15 protein-coding genes and 1 pseudogene are annotated in these 15,214 nt (G+C 70.6%); 10 read left to right on the top strand and 6 right to left on the bottom strand.

The window, feature by feature from the left end:
* Window positions 1–19: 19 nt before the first annotated feature.
* Window positions 20–415 carry a VanZ family protein gene (locus Q0916_RS08340; protein WP_299236532.1) on the bottom strand — a complete coding sequence of 132 codons (396 nt, stop codon included), beginning with the start codon at window positions 413–415 and terminating at the stop codon, window positions 20–22.
* Between the two features lie 144 nt (window positions 416–559).
* On the opposite strand from Q0916_RS08340, the gene Q0916_RS08335 reads away from it, so the two are divergent.
* The gene (locus Q0916_RS08335; RefSeq protein WP_299236529.1) at window positions 560–2,500 is read left to right on the top strand and encodes an aldehyde ferredoxin oxidoreductase family protein; all 1,941 of its coding nucleotides are present in this window, start codon (window positions 560–562) and stop codon (window positions 2,498–2,500) included.
* Window positions 2,501–2,560: 60 nt separating this feature from the next.
* Here the strand turns inward: Q0916_RS08335 and Q0916_RS08330 are convergent, their stop codons facing one another.
* Window positions 2,561–2,845: a ubiquitin-like small modifier protein 1 gene (locus Q0916_RS08330; protein ID WP_299236527.1), complete on the bottom strand. Its 285-nt coding sequence runs from the start codon at window positions 2,843–2,845 to the stop codon at window positions 2,561–2,563.
* Between the two features lie 168 nt (window positions 2,846–3,013).
* On the opposite strand from Q0916_RS08330, the gene tgtA reads away from it, so the two are divergent.
* On the top strand, window positions 3,014–4,507 hold the full coding sequence (gene tgtA, locus Q0916_RS08325) for a tRNA guanosine(15) transglycosylase TgtA (protein ID WP_299236526.1): 1,494 nt from the start codon (window positions 3,014–3,016) through the stop codon (window positions 4,505–4,507).
* Window positions 4,508–4,526: 19 nt separating this feature from the next.
* On the opposite strand, the gene Q0916_RS08320 is transcribed toward tgtA, so the two are convergent.
* Window positions 4,527–5,144, bottom strand: a complete 618-nt coding sequence (locus Q0916_RS08320; protein ID WP_299236525.1) for a class I SAM-dependent methyltransferase — start codon at window positions 5,142–5,144, stop codon at window positions 4,527–4,529.
* Between the two features lie 159 nt (window positions 5,145–5,303).
* On the opposite strand from Q0916_RS08320, the gene arcS reads away from it, so the two are divergent.
* From arcS to Q0916_RS08300, 5 genes and pseudogenes are all read left to right on the top strand, one after another.
* Window positions 5,304–7,055 carry an archaeosine synthase subunit alpha gene (gene arcS / locus Q0916_RS08315; protein WP_299236524.1) on the top strand — a complete coding sequence of 584 codons (1,752 nt, stop codon included), beginning with the start codon at window positions 5,304–5,306 and terminating at the stop codon, window positions 7,053–7,055.
* A gap of 46 nt (window positions 7,056–7,101) precedes the next feature.
* On the top strand, window positions 7,102–7,488 hold the full coding sequence (locus tag Q0916_RS08310; protein ID WP_299236522.1) for a hypothetical protein: 387 nt from the start codon (window positions 7,102–7,104) through the stop codon (window positions 7,486–7,488).
* 17 nt (window positions 7,489–7,505) lie between these two features.
* A pseudogene (locus Q0916_RS12160) lies at window positions 7,506–7,784 on the top strand (ubiquitin-like small modifier protein 1); the annotation flags it as partial.
* 33 nt (window positions 7,785–7,817) lie between these two features.
* On the top strand, window positions 7,818–8,057 hold the full coding sequence (locus Q0916_RS12155) for a DUF1952 domain-containing protein (protein WP_349254517.1): 240 nt from the start codon (window positions 7,818–7,820) through the stop codon (window positions 8,055–8,057).
* A gap of 1 nt (window position 8,058) precedes the next feature.
* Complete coding sequence (locus Q0916_RS08300) at window positions 8,059–8,418, top strand: hypothetical protein (protein WP_299236640.1); 360 nt, start codon at window positions 8,059–8,061, stop codon at window positions 8,416–8,418.
* A gap of 33 nt (window positions 8,419–8,451) precedes the next feature.
* Here Q0916_RS08300 and gatD read toward each other — a convergent pair whose 3' ends face one another.
* Window positions 8,452–9,702, bottom strand: a complete 1,251-nt coding sequence (gene gatD, locus Q0916_RS08295; RefSeq protein ID WP_299236519.1) for a Glu-tRNA(Gln) amidotransferase subunit GatD — start codon at window positions 9,700–9,702, stop codon at window positions 8,452–8,454.
* 53 nt (window positions 9,703–9,755) lie between these two features.
* Window positions 9,756–10,295: a molybdopterin-guanine dinucleotide biosynthesis protein B gene (gene mobB / locus Q0916_RS08290; RefSeq protein WP_414689325.1), complete on the bottom strand. Its 540-nt coding sequence runs from the start codon at window positions 10,293–10,295 to the stop codon at window positions 9,756–9,758.
* A gap of 355 nt (window positions 10,296–10,650) precedes the next feature.
* Between mobB and Q0916_RS08285 the strand changes: the two genes are divergently transcribed.
* Window positions 10,651–11,286, top strand: a complete 636-nt coding sequence (locus Q0916_RS08285) for an HAD family hydrolase (RefSeq protein WP_299236515.1) — start codon at window positions 10,651–10,653, stop codon at window positions 11,284–11,286.
* A 27-nt stretch (window positions 11,287–11,313) separates the two neighbouring features.
* Here the strand turns inward: Q0916_RS08285 and Q0916_RS08280 are convergent, their stop codons facing one another.
* Window positions 11,314–12,312 (bottom strand): ornithine cyclodeaminase family protein, encoded by a 999-nt coding sequence (locus Q0916_RS08280; RefSeq protein ID WP_299236512.1) that lies wholly within the window; start codon window positions 12,310–12,312, stop codon window positions 11,314–11,316.
* Between the two features lie 526 nt (window positions 12,313–12,838).
* Between Q0916_RS08280 and Q0916_RS08275 the strand changes: the two genes are divergently transcribed.
* Both Q0916_RS08275 and Q0916_RS08270 read left to right on the top strand, forming a co-directional pair.
* Window positions 12,839–14,401 carry a hypothetical protein gene (locus tag Q0916_RS08275; protein ID WP_299236510.1) on the top strand — a complete coding sequence of 521 codons (1,563 nt, stop codon included), beginning with the start codon at window positions 12,839–12,841 and terminating at the stop codon, window positions 14,399–14,401.
* Window positions 14,402–14,463: 62 nt separating this feature from the next.
* Window positions 14,464–15,183: an endonuclease NucS domain-containing protein gene (locus Q0916_RS08270; protein ID WP_299236509.1), complete on the top strand. Its 720-nt coding sequence runs from the start codon at window positions 14,464–14,466 to the stop codon at window positions 15,181–15,183.
* The last annotated feature ends 31 nt before the right edge of the window (window positions 15,184–15,214 follow it).

Here is a 15,214-nt window from a genome sequence, read left to right as displayed (position 1 = left end):
CACTTTTCCGGCGCACCGGTCAGGTCGTGTCGTCCGTTCGGCCGACGCCGAACGACGGCGCGAGGACGCGCCAAAGCACCGCGCCGACGACCGCGCCGCCGGCGTTCGACAGCGCGTCCGCGGCCTCGGCCGTCCGGTGGGCGATGAGCCCCTGGAGGAGTTCGATGCACGCCCCGTACAGCGCCGCGAGAGCGATCGCGGCGGCGAGCGCGCGGCGGTCGGCGGCGAGGAGGGCGAACCCGAAGAGACCGCACAGGAGCCCGTAGGCCGCCACGTGTACGAGGATGGTCGTCTCGACGCCGAACGCCGTCCGCGGGACCCCCTCGGAGACGGGGATCACCGAGGCGTAGAGGACGGCGATCGCACAGAGACACGCGGCGGCGTACCGGAGCAAGGGTGCGGGCGCGGCGGGCACAGCCGGACCTCGAGGGCGTCGGTGATGAACCGTGCGGTCGGGAATGAAGCGCCACGGTACCGTGGGTCGTAACTGATACCCGTTACGCCGCCTGGATAAAAACTACTATTCTCGGGCCCTACCTAGTCGATAGCAGGAATTATCATGACAGACTTAGGAGGATTCCAGGACCGCGTCGCTCGGGTCGATCTCTCGAGCGAGGAGGTACAGTACGAGCCGATCGACGACGACGACGCCGAGAAGTACATCGGCGCGCGCGGCCTCGGCGTGAAGTACGTCTTCGATCAGGGCCCCGACGTCGATCCGACCGGACCGGAGAACCTGCTCGCGTTCATGAACGGCCCGCTGACGGGGTCGCAGGTCACGATGAGCGGCCGGATCGCCGTCTGCACCAAGTCGCCGTTGACGGGGACGGTGACGGACTCACACCACGGCGGCTGGTCCGGCGCGCGCCTCAAGTGGGCCGGCTTCGACGGGCTGTTGTTCGAGGGCGAGGCCGACTCGCCCGTCTACGCCGTCGTCGAGGACGGCGAGGTCGAACTCCGGGACGCCTCGCACCTCTGGGGCGAGGGCTTCCACAACGCCCGCGACGCCCTCGAGGAGGAGGTAGAGGGCTCGTACGGCAAGAACCTCTCTGTGATGGGCATCGGCGAGGCCGGCGAGAACGGCGTCAGGTACGCCTGCATCATGAACGAGGACGACCGGGCCTCGGGTCGGGGCGGCACCGGCTGCGTCATGGGGTCGAAAAAGCTCAAGGCGGTCGTTGTCAAGTCCTCGACGAAGATGCCGAAACCCGCCGACCCCGAGACGTTCAGGAAGGGCCACAAGCAGGCGATGGAGCTCATCCAGGAGTCGGACGTCACCGCCCCCAACGAGGGCGGACTGTCGCTGTACGGGACGAACGTCCTCATGAACGCGACCGAGGAGATGTCGGGGCTTCCGACGCGGAACGGGAAGTTCACCTCGACGGGCGACGCCCGCGACGGCGGCTTCGGGGACGAGGACTTCGACGCCGAGGCCGTCTCCGGGGAGAACGTCCGGGAGAACATCCTCGTCGACGAGCCGACGTGTCACTCCTGTCCGGTCGCCTGCAAGAAGGAAGTCGAGGTCGACGTGATGCACAAAGGCGAGGAGATGAACGTCCGCACGGAGTCCTACGAGTACGAGTCCGCGTGGGCGCTCGGCCCGAACTCGGGGCACACGGACCGCGACGAGATCGCGTTGATGCTCCAGCGCTGTAACGACCACGGCATGGACACCATCGAGGCCGGCAACATGCTCGCGATGGCCATGGAGATGAGCGAGGAGGGCAAACTGGACGATCTCGGCGGCGGGATCGACTGGGGCGACTCCGAGGAGATGATCGAGATGCTCTCGCGGGTCGCCAACCGCGACGGCGAGTTGGCCGACCTCCTCGCGGAGGGCCCGCGCCGCGTCGCCGACCGGATGGACGCCCACGACAACTCCCTCGACGTGAAGGGCCAGACGATCGCGGCCTACGACCCCCGGTGCATGAAGGGGATGGGCATCGCCTTCGCGACGTCGAACCGCGGCGCGTGTCACCTCCGCGGGTACACGCCGGCCGCCGAGATCCTCGGCATCCCCGAGAAGGTCGACCCCGTCGAATGGGAGGGCAAAGGCGAGCTCACGGCGACCTTCCAGGACATGCACGCGATCTCCGATAGCTTCGACATCTGCAAGTTCAACGCCTTCGCCGAGGGCGTCGAGGAGTACGTCCTCCAGTACAACGGCATGACCGGCCGGGACGTGACGGAGGAGGAACTCATGACCGCCGGTGAGCGGATCTACGCGCTCGAGCGGTACTACAACAACCTCTGTGGGTTCGACGGCGCCGACGACGACCTGCCCGAGCGGTTCGTCGAGGGCGCCGACGGCGCGGTGCCCGGACAGGGCGGCATCGAGGGCAGCCTGGTCGAACTCGACGAGATGAAAGCGGAGTACTACGACGTCCGCGGCTGGGTCGACGGGGTCGTTCCCGACGAGAAACTCGACGAGTTGGACATCGACGTCGGCCCGGGGACGGGCGTCTCCAGCGGCGACTCGGCCGCGCCCGCAGACGACTGATCGGCGCGGCGCCGTCACCCGTTTTTATTCGACGCGTCCGGAGAATCCACGCAGGGGCGGTTATCTCGCCCCGCCGCTGACCGGCGGAAAGAGCGCGAGTTCGTCGCCGGCCTCGAGGGTCGTCCCGAAGCCCTCGCCGGCGCGGAAGGGGTCGGTGTCGTTTCTGAGCGCCCGGATGTGCTCGCGGAGGTCGCCTGACTCATCGAGCACCTCGGCCTCGAGTTCGGGGTGGGCAGCGAGCAGCTGTTCGAAGGCGTCGCCGAGCGTGTCGCCGGGGGCCGCCTCGACGGTGACGCGTTTCGTTCCGGCGGTCTCGGCGAGGTTGGCGAACAGGCGCCATTCCATACCGGAGAGTGGGCGGCGGCGCGACTTATATCGTTTGACCCGTCAGGACCCGGCCGTCGTCCCGCCGGTACCCGAAGGCGTTTGACGCCGCAGTCGGGGGCGTTATGCGACTCCGGGAGCGGCGGCATCCAATCGGCTTATGCCTCGCGGAACCCTCGGTCCGTTCCGATGGGCGAGATCTTCGAGATCCGGAACGGCGACGGCGCGGGGCGGATCGGCGAGTTGACCGTCCCGCGGGCCGGCGTGACCGTCGAGACCCCGGCGCTGTTGCCGGTCGTCAACCCCCACCTGCGGACGGTCGAGCCCGCGGCGCTGGAGGCCGATTTCGGCGCGGAGATGCTCATTACCAACGGGTACATCCTCTATCAGAGCGAGGAGTTCCGCGAGCGGGCGCTGTCGGAGGGGCTCGCCGACCTGTACGACTTTTCGGGGGCGATCGTGACCGATTCGGGGTCGTTTCAGCTCTCGGAGTACGGCGAGATCTCGGTGACGAACGAGGAGATCGTTCGGTTTCAGCGCGACATCGGCTCCGATCTCGGCACGCCGATCGACATCCCGACGCCGCCCGACGCCGCCTACGATCGCGCCGCGTCGGAGCTCGAAACGACGCGGGCCAACAGCGAGGCCGCCGCCGGGATCGACGTCGGGGAGATGCTGCTCAACGCCCCGATACAGGGCTCGACGCACCCGGAGCTTCGGGAGTCGGCCGCCGCCGACGCCGACGCCCACGGGGGCGGCTTCGACGTGTTCCCCGTCGGCGCCGTTGTGCCGCTGATGAACGGCTACCGGTACGCCGACATGATCGAGGTGGTCCGAGCGGCAAAGCGGGGGCTGGGCAGCGACGCGCCCGTCCACCTCTTCGGCGCCGGACACCCGATGATGTTCGCGCTGGCTGCCGCCGCCGGCTGCGATCTGTTCGACTCGGCCGCCTACGCGCTGTACGCCCGCGACGGGCGGTATCTCACCGTCTCCGGAACGGACCACATAGAGGACCTCGAGTACTTCCCGTGTTCGTGTCCGGTCTGTAGCGCACACACGCCAGCGGGGCTCAGAGGGCACCCCGAGGAGCGCCGCGAGGAACTGCTCGCCAGGCACAACCTCCACGTGAGCTACCGCGAACTCCGGACCGTCAAGCAGGCGATCCGCGAGGGGAACCTCTTCGAGTTGCTCGAGCGGCGGGCGCGGAGCCACCCCGCGATGGTCGACGGCTACCGGGCGCTGTTGGACGACGCGGCGGCGCTCGAACGGCACGACCCCGTCTCGAAGGGGACGTTCTTCCATCTCTCGGCGGACTCGGCGCGCCGCCCGGAGGTCTCGCGGCACCACGACCGCCTCGGGCGGCTGTCGGTCCCCGGGGACAGCGTCCTGCTGTCGGCGGGCGGCGACAACAGCCGCTTCGACGCGACGTGGCGGCTCCGGCCCCCCTTCGGTCCCGTGCCGCCGGCGCTGTCGGACAGCTACCCGCTGACGGCCGAGCGCCCGGATCGGCTCGATCGCGAGGCCTACGAGGCCGCCGCCGCGGGCGTCTCGCGGCTCGTCGAGGCAAACCCCGAGGTCGCGTTCGCGGTCGCCCACTGGGCGTGGCCCGACGCGGCGCTCGCGGCGCTGCCGGACTGCGTCGAGCTGTTGGAACTCGGCGCGGAGCACGACCCGACGCGGTGACCCGCCGGTCGGGGCGCGCTCACAGCACCCGGAAGACCCGGATCGTGTCGCGCGCGGTCGGCTCGCGGATCAGTTCGGCGGCGCCGAGGCCGGTGAAAACGCGGTTCCAGTCGCGGTGATACAGCGGGAACTCGCCGTCGACGTGGCTGACAGTCGAGTCGCCGCGGCCGCGCTCGGGACTGTTGCCCTCGTTTTCGGCCGTTATGAGCAGGTCGGCGCTGATCCGAACGAGCTCCTCGAACACCCACTCGTCGTCGGGGTGGACGTGCTGAAGCGTCTCGACGGAGTAGACGACGTCGAAGGCGTCGTCGTCGATGTCCCCGACGAGGTCTTCGAGGGCGCCCGTACGGAAGCTTCCGGCGTCGGCCAGACGCGGGTACTCCTCGGCCATCACCTCGAAGGACACCCCGTTAATGTCGATCCCCGAGAGGTTCCCGAACCCGCGATCGAGGAGGTGCGCCAGGTGTCGCCCGGAGCCGCAGCCGACCTCGAGGATCGCCGCGTCCTCGCCGACGTAATGCGAGAGGACGCCCGAGAGCGTCTCGCTGACCTCGTTCGGCCCGATCCGAGCGTAGTACTCCGGCGAGAACCGCCCGGAGCGCTCGGCCCAGTCCTGTCGGACGTCGTCGGGATCCATGACGTCTACACGTCGACGGGCGCGGGGTTTATACTGCCCGGCCCGCCGCGTCGACTCCGGCGGGCAAGCGGCCCTGGGGGCGTCGGCTCCGATCGGCACCGAACCCGGACCCGCCCCCGAACCGACGGACAGTTACCCCTCGGACGTACAAAAACGGGTATGACGGAGTACTTCGAGGTCGGCGACCGCGACGGGGCCGCGCGCCGGGGGACGCTGCGGCTCTCCGAGCCGCGCCCGACGCCGGCGACGGTCGACGACGTCCTCGTCGATTCGGGCAGCCGGTGGCACGAGACGCAGGCGGTCCCGGAGGGCGAGGCGTCGGCGCTGACGGTGTTGCCCCACCGGGCGCTGCCCCCGGGGACCGAGCCGCCGATCGAGGAGGCCTTCGGCGTCGAGTACCCCGATGTCGACTATCCGAGCGCGGCCGTCGTGTCGCCGGGGACGGCCGACGATTTCGGGGCCGACGCCTACGTGCTGTCGAACGCCGGCGGCTACGCGGGCCACGCCGAGGCGTTCGTCGAGGCGGTGGTGGCCGTCCGGCGGGCGGTTCCGGACGACACCGCGCTGTACTGTCCGGCGGTCGCAACCCCGGCGAACGCCGCGACGCTCGTCTACGCGGGGGTGGACCTCCTCGACGAGGCGCGGGCGCGAGCCCGGGGCCTCGAGGGGTTCTACCTCACGACCGACGGCGAGGCGTTCCTCGAGGACCTCTCGGAGCTCCCGTGTGCGTGTCCGGCCTGTCGGGGCGGCGTCGAGGGGTTCGACCGGCGCGAGTGCGCCGAGCACAACGTCAACGCCCTCGAAGCGGAGTTGGCCCGCGTCCGCGGGCGGATCGCAAACGGGCGGCTCCGGGACTACCTCGAGGGGCAGGCCAGACACGAGGCGTGGCTGACGGCGACGTTCCGGCTGCTCGATCAGCAGTACGGGTACCTCGAGGAGCGGACGCCGGTCTTCCGGCGGAACGAACTGCTCGCGGCGAGCGAGGACTCGCTGCGGCGGCCCGAGATACAGCGCTTCGCCGAGCGCGTGACGGGGCGGTACCGCCGCCGTCTGGACGCGCCGCTCGTGCTGTTGCCGTGCTCGGCCAGAAAGCCCTACAGCGACTCACAGAGCCACGAGCAGTTCGCCGAGGCGATCGGCTACCGGGGACACATGGTGTCGATGACCTCGCCGATCGGCGTCGTCCCGAACGAACTCGAGACGACCTATCCCGCCCAGCACTACGACAGCGTCGTGACGGGGCGCTGGAGCGAGACGGAGATCGAGTTCGTCGCGAGCGTCCTCGAGCGGTACCTCAAGCGGGCCGACTACGACCGCCACATCGCCCACCTGCCGGCGGAGTACCGCGAGATCTGCGCGCGCGTCGAGGACGCCGTCGGCGTCGAGTTCGAGTACACCGCCGCCGAGCACCCGACGACCGACGCCTCGCTCGGGGCGCTCGAGGCGGCCCTCGAGGGCGAGGAGCCCTACTACAAGCGCGAGCGCGAGACCGCCACGGTGCGGGCGATCGCCGACTTCCAGTTCGGGGACGGCGCCGGCGACGCGGTGTTCGGACCGGACGCCCGGACGGAGGGCCGGTACCCGAAGCTTCGGGTCGACGACGGCGAGGGAACCCACCTCGCGACGATGGTGCCGCAGTACGGCACGCTGTCGTTGACCCTCGCCGGGGCGCGGGCCTGGCGCGAGAGCGGGGCCGAAACGAAAACCGTCCGGATCGACGGGTTCGTGCCGAGCGGGAGCGTCCTCGCGCCCGGGGTGTTAAGCGCCGACGAGGCGATCCGGCCCGGCGACGAGGTCGTCTTCGAGGGGCCGGAGGCCGTCGGCGTCGGGCGGGCGGCCTCTCACGGGCGAGCGATGGTCGAGGGGACCCGCGGCGTCGCGGTCGACGTCAGACACTGCGAGAGCCGGTAGGCCGGCCGCCGGCCACCTTTTTACTCGTGGCGCGTTACCGGACGGTATGGACGACATCGAACTCGGCGTTCCGGAGCCGCTCGTCGACTCGCTGCCGGAGGACGGCGACGGCGCGCGACAGGACATGCACCGCGCCGTCGAGGGGTACAACGCGCGCTTAGAGCGGGCGCTCGAGTCGGCCGACGGCGACGGGGAGGCCGCCGCCGCGGCGCTCGATCTCATCGAGCACTTCGAGACCCGAATCGAGCAGTTCCACGGGTTCGTTCCGGAACTCCGCGCGTGGGGACAGTCGCCGATCTTCGCGATCGCCTGGCGGAACCTCTATGCGGACCTCATCGAGCAGCTGTACGAACACGAGTGGCTCGCGGCCCAACTGGACCGCGAGCGGAACGCCCGGATCGTCGAGAACGGCATCCGGCTGTCGGACGTATGACCGGCGCGGACGGACCGATCGAGATCGAGCTCCGGTTTTTCGCGAACTTCCGGAGCGCGGTCGGGCAAAAGGAGATCGCGCGGACGTTCGACGCCGGCGCGACGGTCGGCGATGTCCTCGCCGCCCTGGAATCGGAGTTCCCGGGGCTGGAGGGCGAGGTCCTCGACGGCGAGGGCGCGATCAAACCGCAGCTCTCGGTGCTGAAAAACGGCCGCGAGGTCGTCCACATGGACGGGACGGCGACGGCGCTCGAGGCGGGGGACCAACTCAGCGTCTTCCCGCCGGTCGCGGGCGGCGCTCGGACGGCGGAGACGCGCGAGTTCCGCGGCATCTCGAAGCGGCTCGCGGCGAACTACCTCGAGAACCTCGGCGGCGAGCGCTCCGATTCGGCCGGCGATCGGGTCGAGGGCGACGGGTGGGCGGCCGAACTCACCGAGCGGAAGGTGAACCCGGTGCCCGGGGCGAGCATCACGCTCAACGAGGTCCGCGTCGAGTTCGAGGGTGACGAGGAGCGCCTCCGGGCGGTCGTCGATCGCTTCGCCCAGAAGGCGATGCGCGCCGGTGGGTGAGATGCCCGGCGAACCGCTCGACGGGAACGCCTTGGTGCTCGCCGCCGCGCAGGCGTCGATCTCCGGCGAGCGGCTGCCGGAGCTCGCCGAGCGGGCCCAAGAGCACGTCGCGACCCGGCTCTCGGAGTACGAGGCGCGCTACGAGCGGGCCCACGAGGACGACGCCCAGACGGTGTTTTTCGTCGAGGACGGCCACTGGGCCGACGTCGGCGCGGCGCTCGGTCTCGAGGCGCGCGAGTGGAAGGCGCTCCGGCGGGTCCACGCCGAGCACCTCAAGCGGCTCGGGGGCGACCTCGGGCGGCGCGACGAGTTCGAGACGGCCCTTGAGCTGCGGGAGGCGGTCGTCGTCGGCACGGGGTGACCGGCGTCGGGCGTCGAACGCGGCCGTCTCCCGTCAGGTCCACGGGACGGAGCGCGCCTGCAGTTCGCCGGCGACCGAGCGCCGCATCGTGTCGGCGGCGTCCTCGGTGTTCTCGAGGGCCCACATCAGTTTGACGTACGCGGTCGCCGGGAGCGTGTCGCCGGCCTCGACGACGCCGGCCTCGAGGAGGTCCCGGCCGGTGTCGTAGACCCGATCGCAGACGCGGCCCTCGAGGCACTGACTCGTCATGACGACCGTCGTTCCCCCGTCGACGAGCGCCGCGATGCGGTCGGTCCACTCGGTGTTGACGTGTCCGAGCCCGGTTCCCTCCAACACGAGCCCGTCGGCGCCCTCGGCGACGTCCAGCGCGGCGGGTCCGGTCCCGGGGACGAACTTGACGAGTTCGACGTCGGAGGCGAACGCCGGCGCGAACGCGTTCGAGCCCGCGCCGCGGTCGGCGGTCGGACGGCGAAAGGAGACGTCGCCGGTCTCCCACTCGACGCGGCCGAGCGGTTTCGCGCCGACCGTCTCGAAGGCGTCCCGGCGCGAGGTGTGGTTCTTTCTGACGCGGGTTCCGCGGTGGAGCGCACAGGCGTCGTCGGACCCGCTTTCGTGCATGCACACCAGCGTTTCGGCGTGGTCGGCCGTCGCCGCCTCAACGGCGCAGACGGCGTTCATCACGTTGTCCGAGGAGGGCCGATCGGCCGAGCGCTGGCTGCCGGTGAACACGATCGGCACCGGCGGGTCGAGCACAAACGAGAGCGCGGCGGCGGTGTACTGCATCGTGTCGGTGCCGTGCATGACGACGACGCCGTCGGCGCCGCGCTCGATCGCCTCGTGGACGGCCGCCGCGAGGTCCCGCCAGACGTCGGGGGTCATGTTCTCCGAGAGGATGTTCGCGACGACCCGCCCGCGGTAGTTCGCCCGCCCCGCGAGTTCGGGGACGGCCCGGAGGACGTCCTCGGCGTCGAACTGTGCGGTGACCGCGCCGGTCCGGTAGTCGACGGTCGAGGCGATGGTGCCGCCCGTCGAGACGAGCGCGACCGTCGGGAGGTCCTCGTCGAAGGTGATCTCAGAGGCCCCCTCGCCCTCGCCGGCGGCGGCGATGTCGTAGGTGTCGGTCTCAAGGACCTCGATCTCGACGTCGGCCTCGTCCCTGTCGATACCGACGTTGTAGCCGCCGTCGAGTTTGACGACGAACTCCTCGGCCGTCGTCGAGGGCAGGAGGACGCCCTCGTGTGTCGTGTCGGTTCGGTCGACGCGGACGCGGTCCCCGGGGTTCATACGGCCTCGTACCGCGCCGGCGGACTTCAAAGACACCCTTCGGTCCGGGCGACTCAGCGCGCCGAGAGCGAGGCGGGCCCGATCGGTTCTACCGCCTCGATCGCCGCCCGGAGCCGCTCGATCGGATCCGATCCGGTGCCGATCGCGTGCGCGTCGGCGTCGGCGCGGGCGGCGGCGTCGTCCCCGACGTGGATCGTCGGGAGGGCGGCGGCGCTGAACCCCTCAACGAGAACGAGCTCGATCCCCCGATCGGAGAGGCGGGCGAGGGCGCGGCGAAGCGCCGCGATCTCGTCGTCGGCGTCGCGGTCGGCCCCCTTGCCGCCGCGGGCGACCTCGAAGGTCAGACGCGGCGTGACGCCGACGACGGCGTCGGCCCCGGCGCTCCGGTGGCGGTGGGTGTCCGTTCCGGGCGCGTCCGGTTCGATGTCGTGGTGGATCGATTTGATCGTCGCGACCGAGCGGTCGTCGAAGGCGCCGACGAGCGTCTCGACGAGGGAGGTCTTGCCGGCGTCGCTCGGGCCGACGAGAGCGACGACCGCGGGTCGGTCTCCGGCTGTTGGCTCTGACACACGAGGCCTTCGGCTCGCTCGCATCTAATACCCACGGACGAGGCCTATACGGCCGTATTTATACGTTTCGGGCGTATAGCGCGTCGAGTCGCTCGCAGGCTCGTTACCGGCGTAACGGTTACACTACCGCGAGCGCAAGCCGACGCCGGTCGGCAGGACCGGGGACGACGAACCTATGTCACGAACGATCGGGCTTCGAGAGACGGTGGTATCGGCGCTGAGTGCCGACGGAGAGGCGGGCGCCGCGGGCGCGCCAGCCAACGCCGTCTCGAACGTCGAGCGGGCCGGGTGGGGCCGAACGCGGGACCGACGGCGGAGTCCCCAACCGGAGGGGACGGCACGCAAAGCACTTGCGGCTGGGCGGCCTATCCGCGTTCCCATGAAGACGCCGTCGTACGACCGGTGGGCGTTCGACCTCGACGGGACGCTCGTCGACGTCGAGGACTCCTACGTTCGGGCGCTGCTCGGACGGGTCGGCGAGCGCCTCGGACACGACTTTTCCGAACGCGAGGCGGAGGCGCTCTGGCACGGCTTCGGCGGCGAGCGCAACGACACGCTCGCGGCCGCCGGCGTCGATCCCGAGCGGTTCTGGGACGTGTTCCACGACGAGGAGGACCCCGAGGCGCGCGCCGACGCGACGTTCCTGTACGAGGACGCCGAACTCGTCGCCGGGATCGACGCGCCGACGGTGCTCGTGACGCACTGTCAGCGGTACCTGACCGAGCCGGTGCTGTCCGCGCTCGACATCGGCGATTGGTTCGACGCGGTCGTCTGCTGTACGGCCGAAACCGGGTGGAAGCCAGACCCGAGACCGGTCGAGCGGGCGCTCTCGGCGGCCGGGGCGCGGGAGGGACCGGGGGTTCTCGTCGGCGACAGCGTCCACGACATCGGCGCGGCGCACAACGCCGGTCTCGACGGGGCCCACGTCGAGCGACACGGCCACGGGAGACGGGGGCGGTGCGTCCTCGGCGACCACCGGGTCGATCACCTTGGGGAACTCGGCCCGCTCGTCTGAGGGGCGCGCGATACCGGTCGCTCGGGGTCAGCGGAGGCGCGTGTCGACGAGTTCGAACGGCGTGCCCCCGCCGCGTTCGCTGGCTCGCTGGTAGGCGACGTGGGCGGCGGCGACGTCCTGTATCGCCAGCCCGGTCGAGTCGAAGACGGTCACGCCGTCGTCGTCCGTCCGTCCGGGTCTGTTCCCGGCAGCGATCTCGCCCAAGGTCCCGTAGAGGTCGGCGTCGTCGAGGACGCCCTCGCCGTAGGGGACGTTTATCTCCCCGGAGTGGGTGCACTGTTCGTGGTCGTCGATGACGATCGTGGCCGCCGTCACGACGTCCCGGGCGAGTTCGTTCTTTCCGGGGGCGTCGGCCCCCATCGCGTTGATGTGCGTTCTGTCCCCGAGGTCCGCGGCGTGCACGATGGGCGATTCGACCGGCGTGACCGTCGAGAGCACGTCACAGCCGGCGGCCTCGGCGATCGATCCCCCGCGGACGTCGAGTTCGCCCCCGCCGAAGCGGTCGACGAACCGCTCGATCGCGTCCTCGCGCGCGTCGGCGACGATCACCCGCTCGATGTCCCTGACGGTGCGTATCGCCTCGAGTTGGGTGTACGACTGAACGCCGGCGCCGACGATCCCGAGGGAACCCGCGTCGGGAACGGCGAGGTGGTCCGTCGCGACGGCCGCCGCGGCCCCGGTCCGTTTTCGCGTCAGCGTGGTTCCGTCGAGGATCGCAAGCGGAAACGCGTTCCGGGGATCGGAGTAGATCATCGTCCCGAGCACCGTCGGGAGGTCGTAGGCGTCGGGGTTGTCGGTGTGGACGTTGACCCACTTGATCCCGGCGGCGTCCCACTCGCCCGCGTCCATGTACGCCGGCATCGACCGGAAGTCGCCGTTGTACTCGGGGAGATCGATGTAGGACTTCGCAGGCATTATGACGCGGTCGGCCTCGTAGGCCGCGAAGGCCTCCTCGACGGCGACGATGACCTCCGCCATCGCGGCGTGTTCGTCGACGTCGTCGGGGTTCAACAGTAACGTCTCCATGTCGGACCGTGCCTGCGGACGGTATTCATCCTGTCGGCGCGGGCGACCGCGAGGACCGCGAGGGCGGTCGGATCGGCGAAAACGAGGGCGGCCGGGCGAGGGCCGGGCGGTCTACCGGAGCCGCTTCGGTTGGGGGCCGTGGCGGGGTTGAAGCGGGATGAACCGGGCGTCGGGGTCGGCGGTCGGCTCAGTTTCGGTCGGTGCGTCGGCGTCGGGTGCGGTGTTTCGGGTTGACATCGTCGGTTGGTGTGGGTGTTCGGAGTGCGGTACCGGCCGGCTGTCGTCACCCGAGGTGTACCGGATGCGTCATTACGACCACGTGTGTGCCTATCCTTAATAAATGTTCATGTATTATCGCGCCGCCGGGGCGAACGACCCCCAAAGAGGCCGCCGCGTGCGTCATGATATTTATTCGCCGGGGCCGAACCACGGGTATGAGGCGATGGGGCCGGCGACGGAGGCCGCAGCGACCGCGGCGACCGCGGCGCCCGGCGAACGTGGACGTGGACGTGGACGGGGGCTACCGATGAGCGACGACGAGCCCGCGGTCGTCGGGGCGGTCGAGCGCTCGCTCGCCGAGGAAACGGCACGGACCTTCGAAAAGCGGGTAACGGCGCAGGCCGCGTGGCTCCGGGCGGCCATCGCCGACGGACGGATGGACAACGCCGATCCGGCCGTCGGGCTCGAAGCGGAACTGTACGCGATCGCGGGCGGCGGAGACCGGACGGAGGGCGAAGGGCCGCGTCTCGCCCGCGTTCCGACGGCGGTCTTCGGGGCGGCGAACAAGGAACTCGGGGTGCACAACGTCGAGATCAACACCGATCCGAACGTCCTCGACGGGCCCGGGTTGACCGCACAGGCCGAGGAGATCCGCGAGCGGGCGCGGACTGCCGCCGCGGCCGCCGAAGAGCACGGGTGTGAGCTCGCGTGGGACGCGATGTGGACGCTCCCGCCGCCGGAGGGGCCGCTCGAGTACCTCTCGGCGACCGAACGGCGCGACGGCGTCGTCGTCGCCGAAAACATGCGACAGGAGCCCCGGTACGTCGCCATCGACAACGACGTCCTGGGTCATGCGGACGGCGAGCGGATCGAACTGTCGGTTCCCGGCGTCGATCGGGCGTTTCCGACGATCCTCTTCGAGTCCCTCGCCACGTCGATCCAGCCGCACCTCCAGGTGCCGAGCGCCGAGGCGTTCCCGGCGTACCACAACGCGGCGATCCGGACGCTGGGGCCCGTGCTCGCACTGTCGGCGAACTCGCCGTTTCTCCCGGCGGCGCTGTACGACGGCGTCGAGGACCCCGGCGGGCTGGTCGATCGGACCCACCACGAGCTCCGCATCGCGGTCTTCGAGCAGTCCGTCAACCACACCGCCGCGCCGAAGGTCAGGGTGCCGCGCGACGTCGAAACGGCGGCCGAGGTCGTCGACCGCGTCCTCGAGGACGACCGCTACGCCCCGTTTCTCAGAGAGCACGTCGAGGGGGACACGGCGCGTCGGACGCTCTCGGACCGCGTTTGGGAGTTCGATCACAAACGGGGCACGTACTGGCGGTGGGTCAGGGGCGTCCTCGGCGGGGACGACATCGACGCCGAGAACGACGAACACTCGATCCGCATCGAGTACCGCCCGATCCCGACACAGCCGACCGTCACCGACGTCGTCGGGATGCAGGCGCTCGTCGCGGGGCTGCTCGTCGGGGTGGTCCGCGCCGAGCACCCGATCGGCGAGTTGCCGTGGGAGGCGGCCGAGTCGAGCTTTTATAACGCCGCCCGGGAGGGACTCGACGCCGAGTTGGCGTGGGTGACGGCCGACGGCGAGCGCACCGCAGACCCGGCGGTCGTCTTCGGGGAGGTGTTCGAGTACGCCCGGGCCGGACTCGACGCCGTCGGCGTCCCGGAGTCCGACACACAGCAGTACCTCTCGCCGATCGAGGCCCGCTGGCGCGCGCAGACGACGCCGAGCGCCTGGAAGAAGGCGGCCGTCCGCGACCGGCTCGAGGAGGGGGCCGATCTGGAGTCGGCGATCGCCGGGATGCAACGGGAGTACGTCCGCCGGAGCCGCGAGTCGGGTTCGTTCGCGGAGTGGCTGTAGGGCCCCCGCGCCCGTCGGGGACCGACCACGGGTTTATCTACCGGAGCGCGGCCAGACGCCCCATGTCGATCCGAACGATCGCCGGAGACTGCCGGATCCGTTTCGACGGCCGCCGAGAACGAACCGTCCGCGGCCGGGTGGTCGTCGTGCTGAAGCCGGACGACACCGTCCTCGTCCACGACGTCGACGGCTACCAGCCGGTCGCGTGGCTGACCCGCGCGGAGTCGCTCTCGGTGATGCGGGACCCGGTGTCTGTGCTCGCGAGCGACGGCGACGAGACGCTGCGGGTCGAAGCCCTCGGCGACGTCGCCGTCACCGAGCACGACGCGACGGACGCGGGGACACCCGTCGGGGACTGTCGCTGCGGCGGGCGGTTGGTCCGGACGGGCTCCGAGGCGGTCTGTCTCGGCTGCGGCGACCGCTTCGGGCTCCCGGTGGGCGCGTCGACGACGGACTCCGCGTGTGAGTGCGGTCTCCCGACGTTTCGCGTCGAGCGCGGCGAGCCCTTCGAGTTGTGCTTCGACTACGAGTGCGGGTCGCTGCTCGAGGCCGTTCGCGACCGGTTCGACCGCGAGTGGCGCTGCCCGGAGTGCGGCGGCGAGTTCCGGATACGCAGACGCGGCGGCCTCGTCGCCGCCTGTGGGGGCTCTCCGGACTGTGAGGCCGCCTTCTCGGTGCCGGAGGGAACGGTCGACGGGACGTGCGACTGCGGGCTTCCGGTCTTCGAAACGGCGACCGGGAGGCGGTGTCTCGATGCCGACTGTTCGGCGCGGGGGGCCTGAGGCCCGGGGCGCGGGCGGGCGACCGGAGGGG

Origin of the sequence: Natronomonas sp. (assembly GCF_028274965.1) — an archaeon.
Taxonomy (GTDB): Archaea; Halobacteriota; Halobacteria; order Halobacteriales; family Haloarculaceae; genus Natronomonas.
This window is presented reverse-complemented; position numbering and strand designations above follow the sequence as displayed.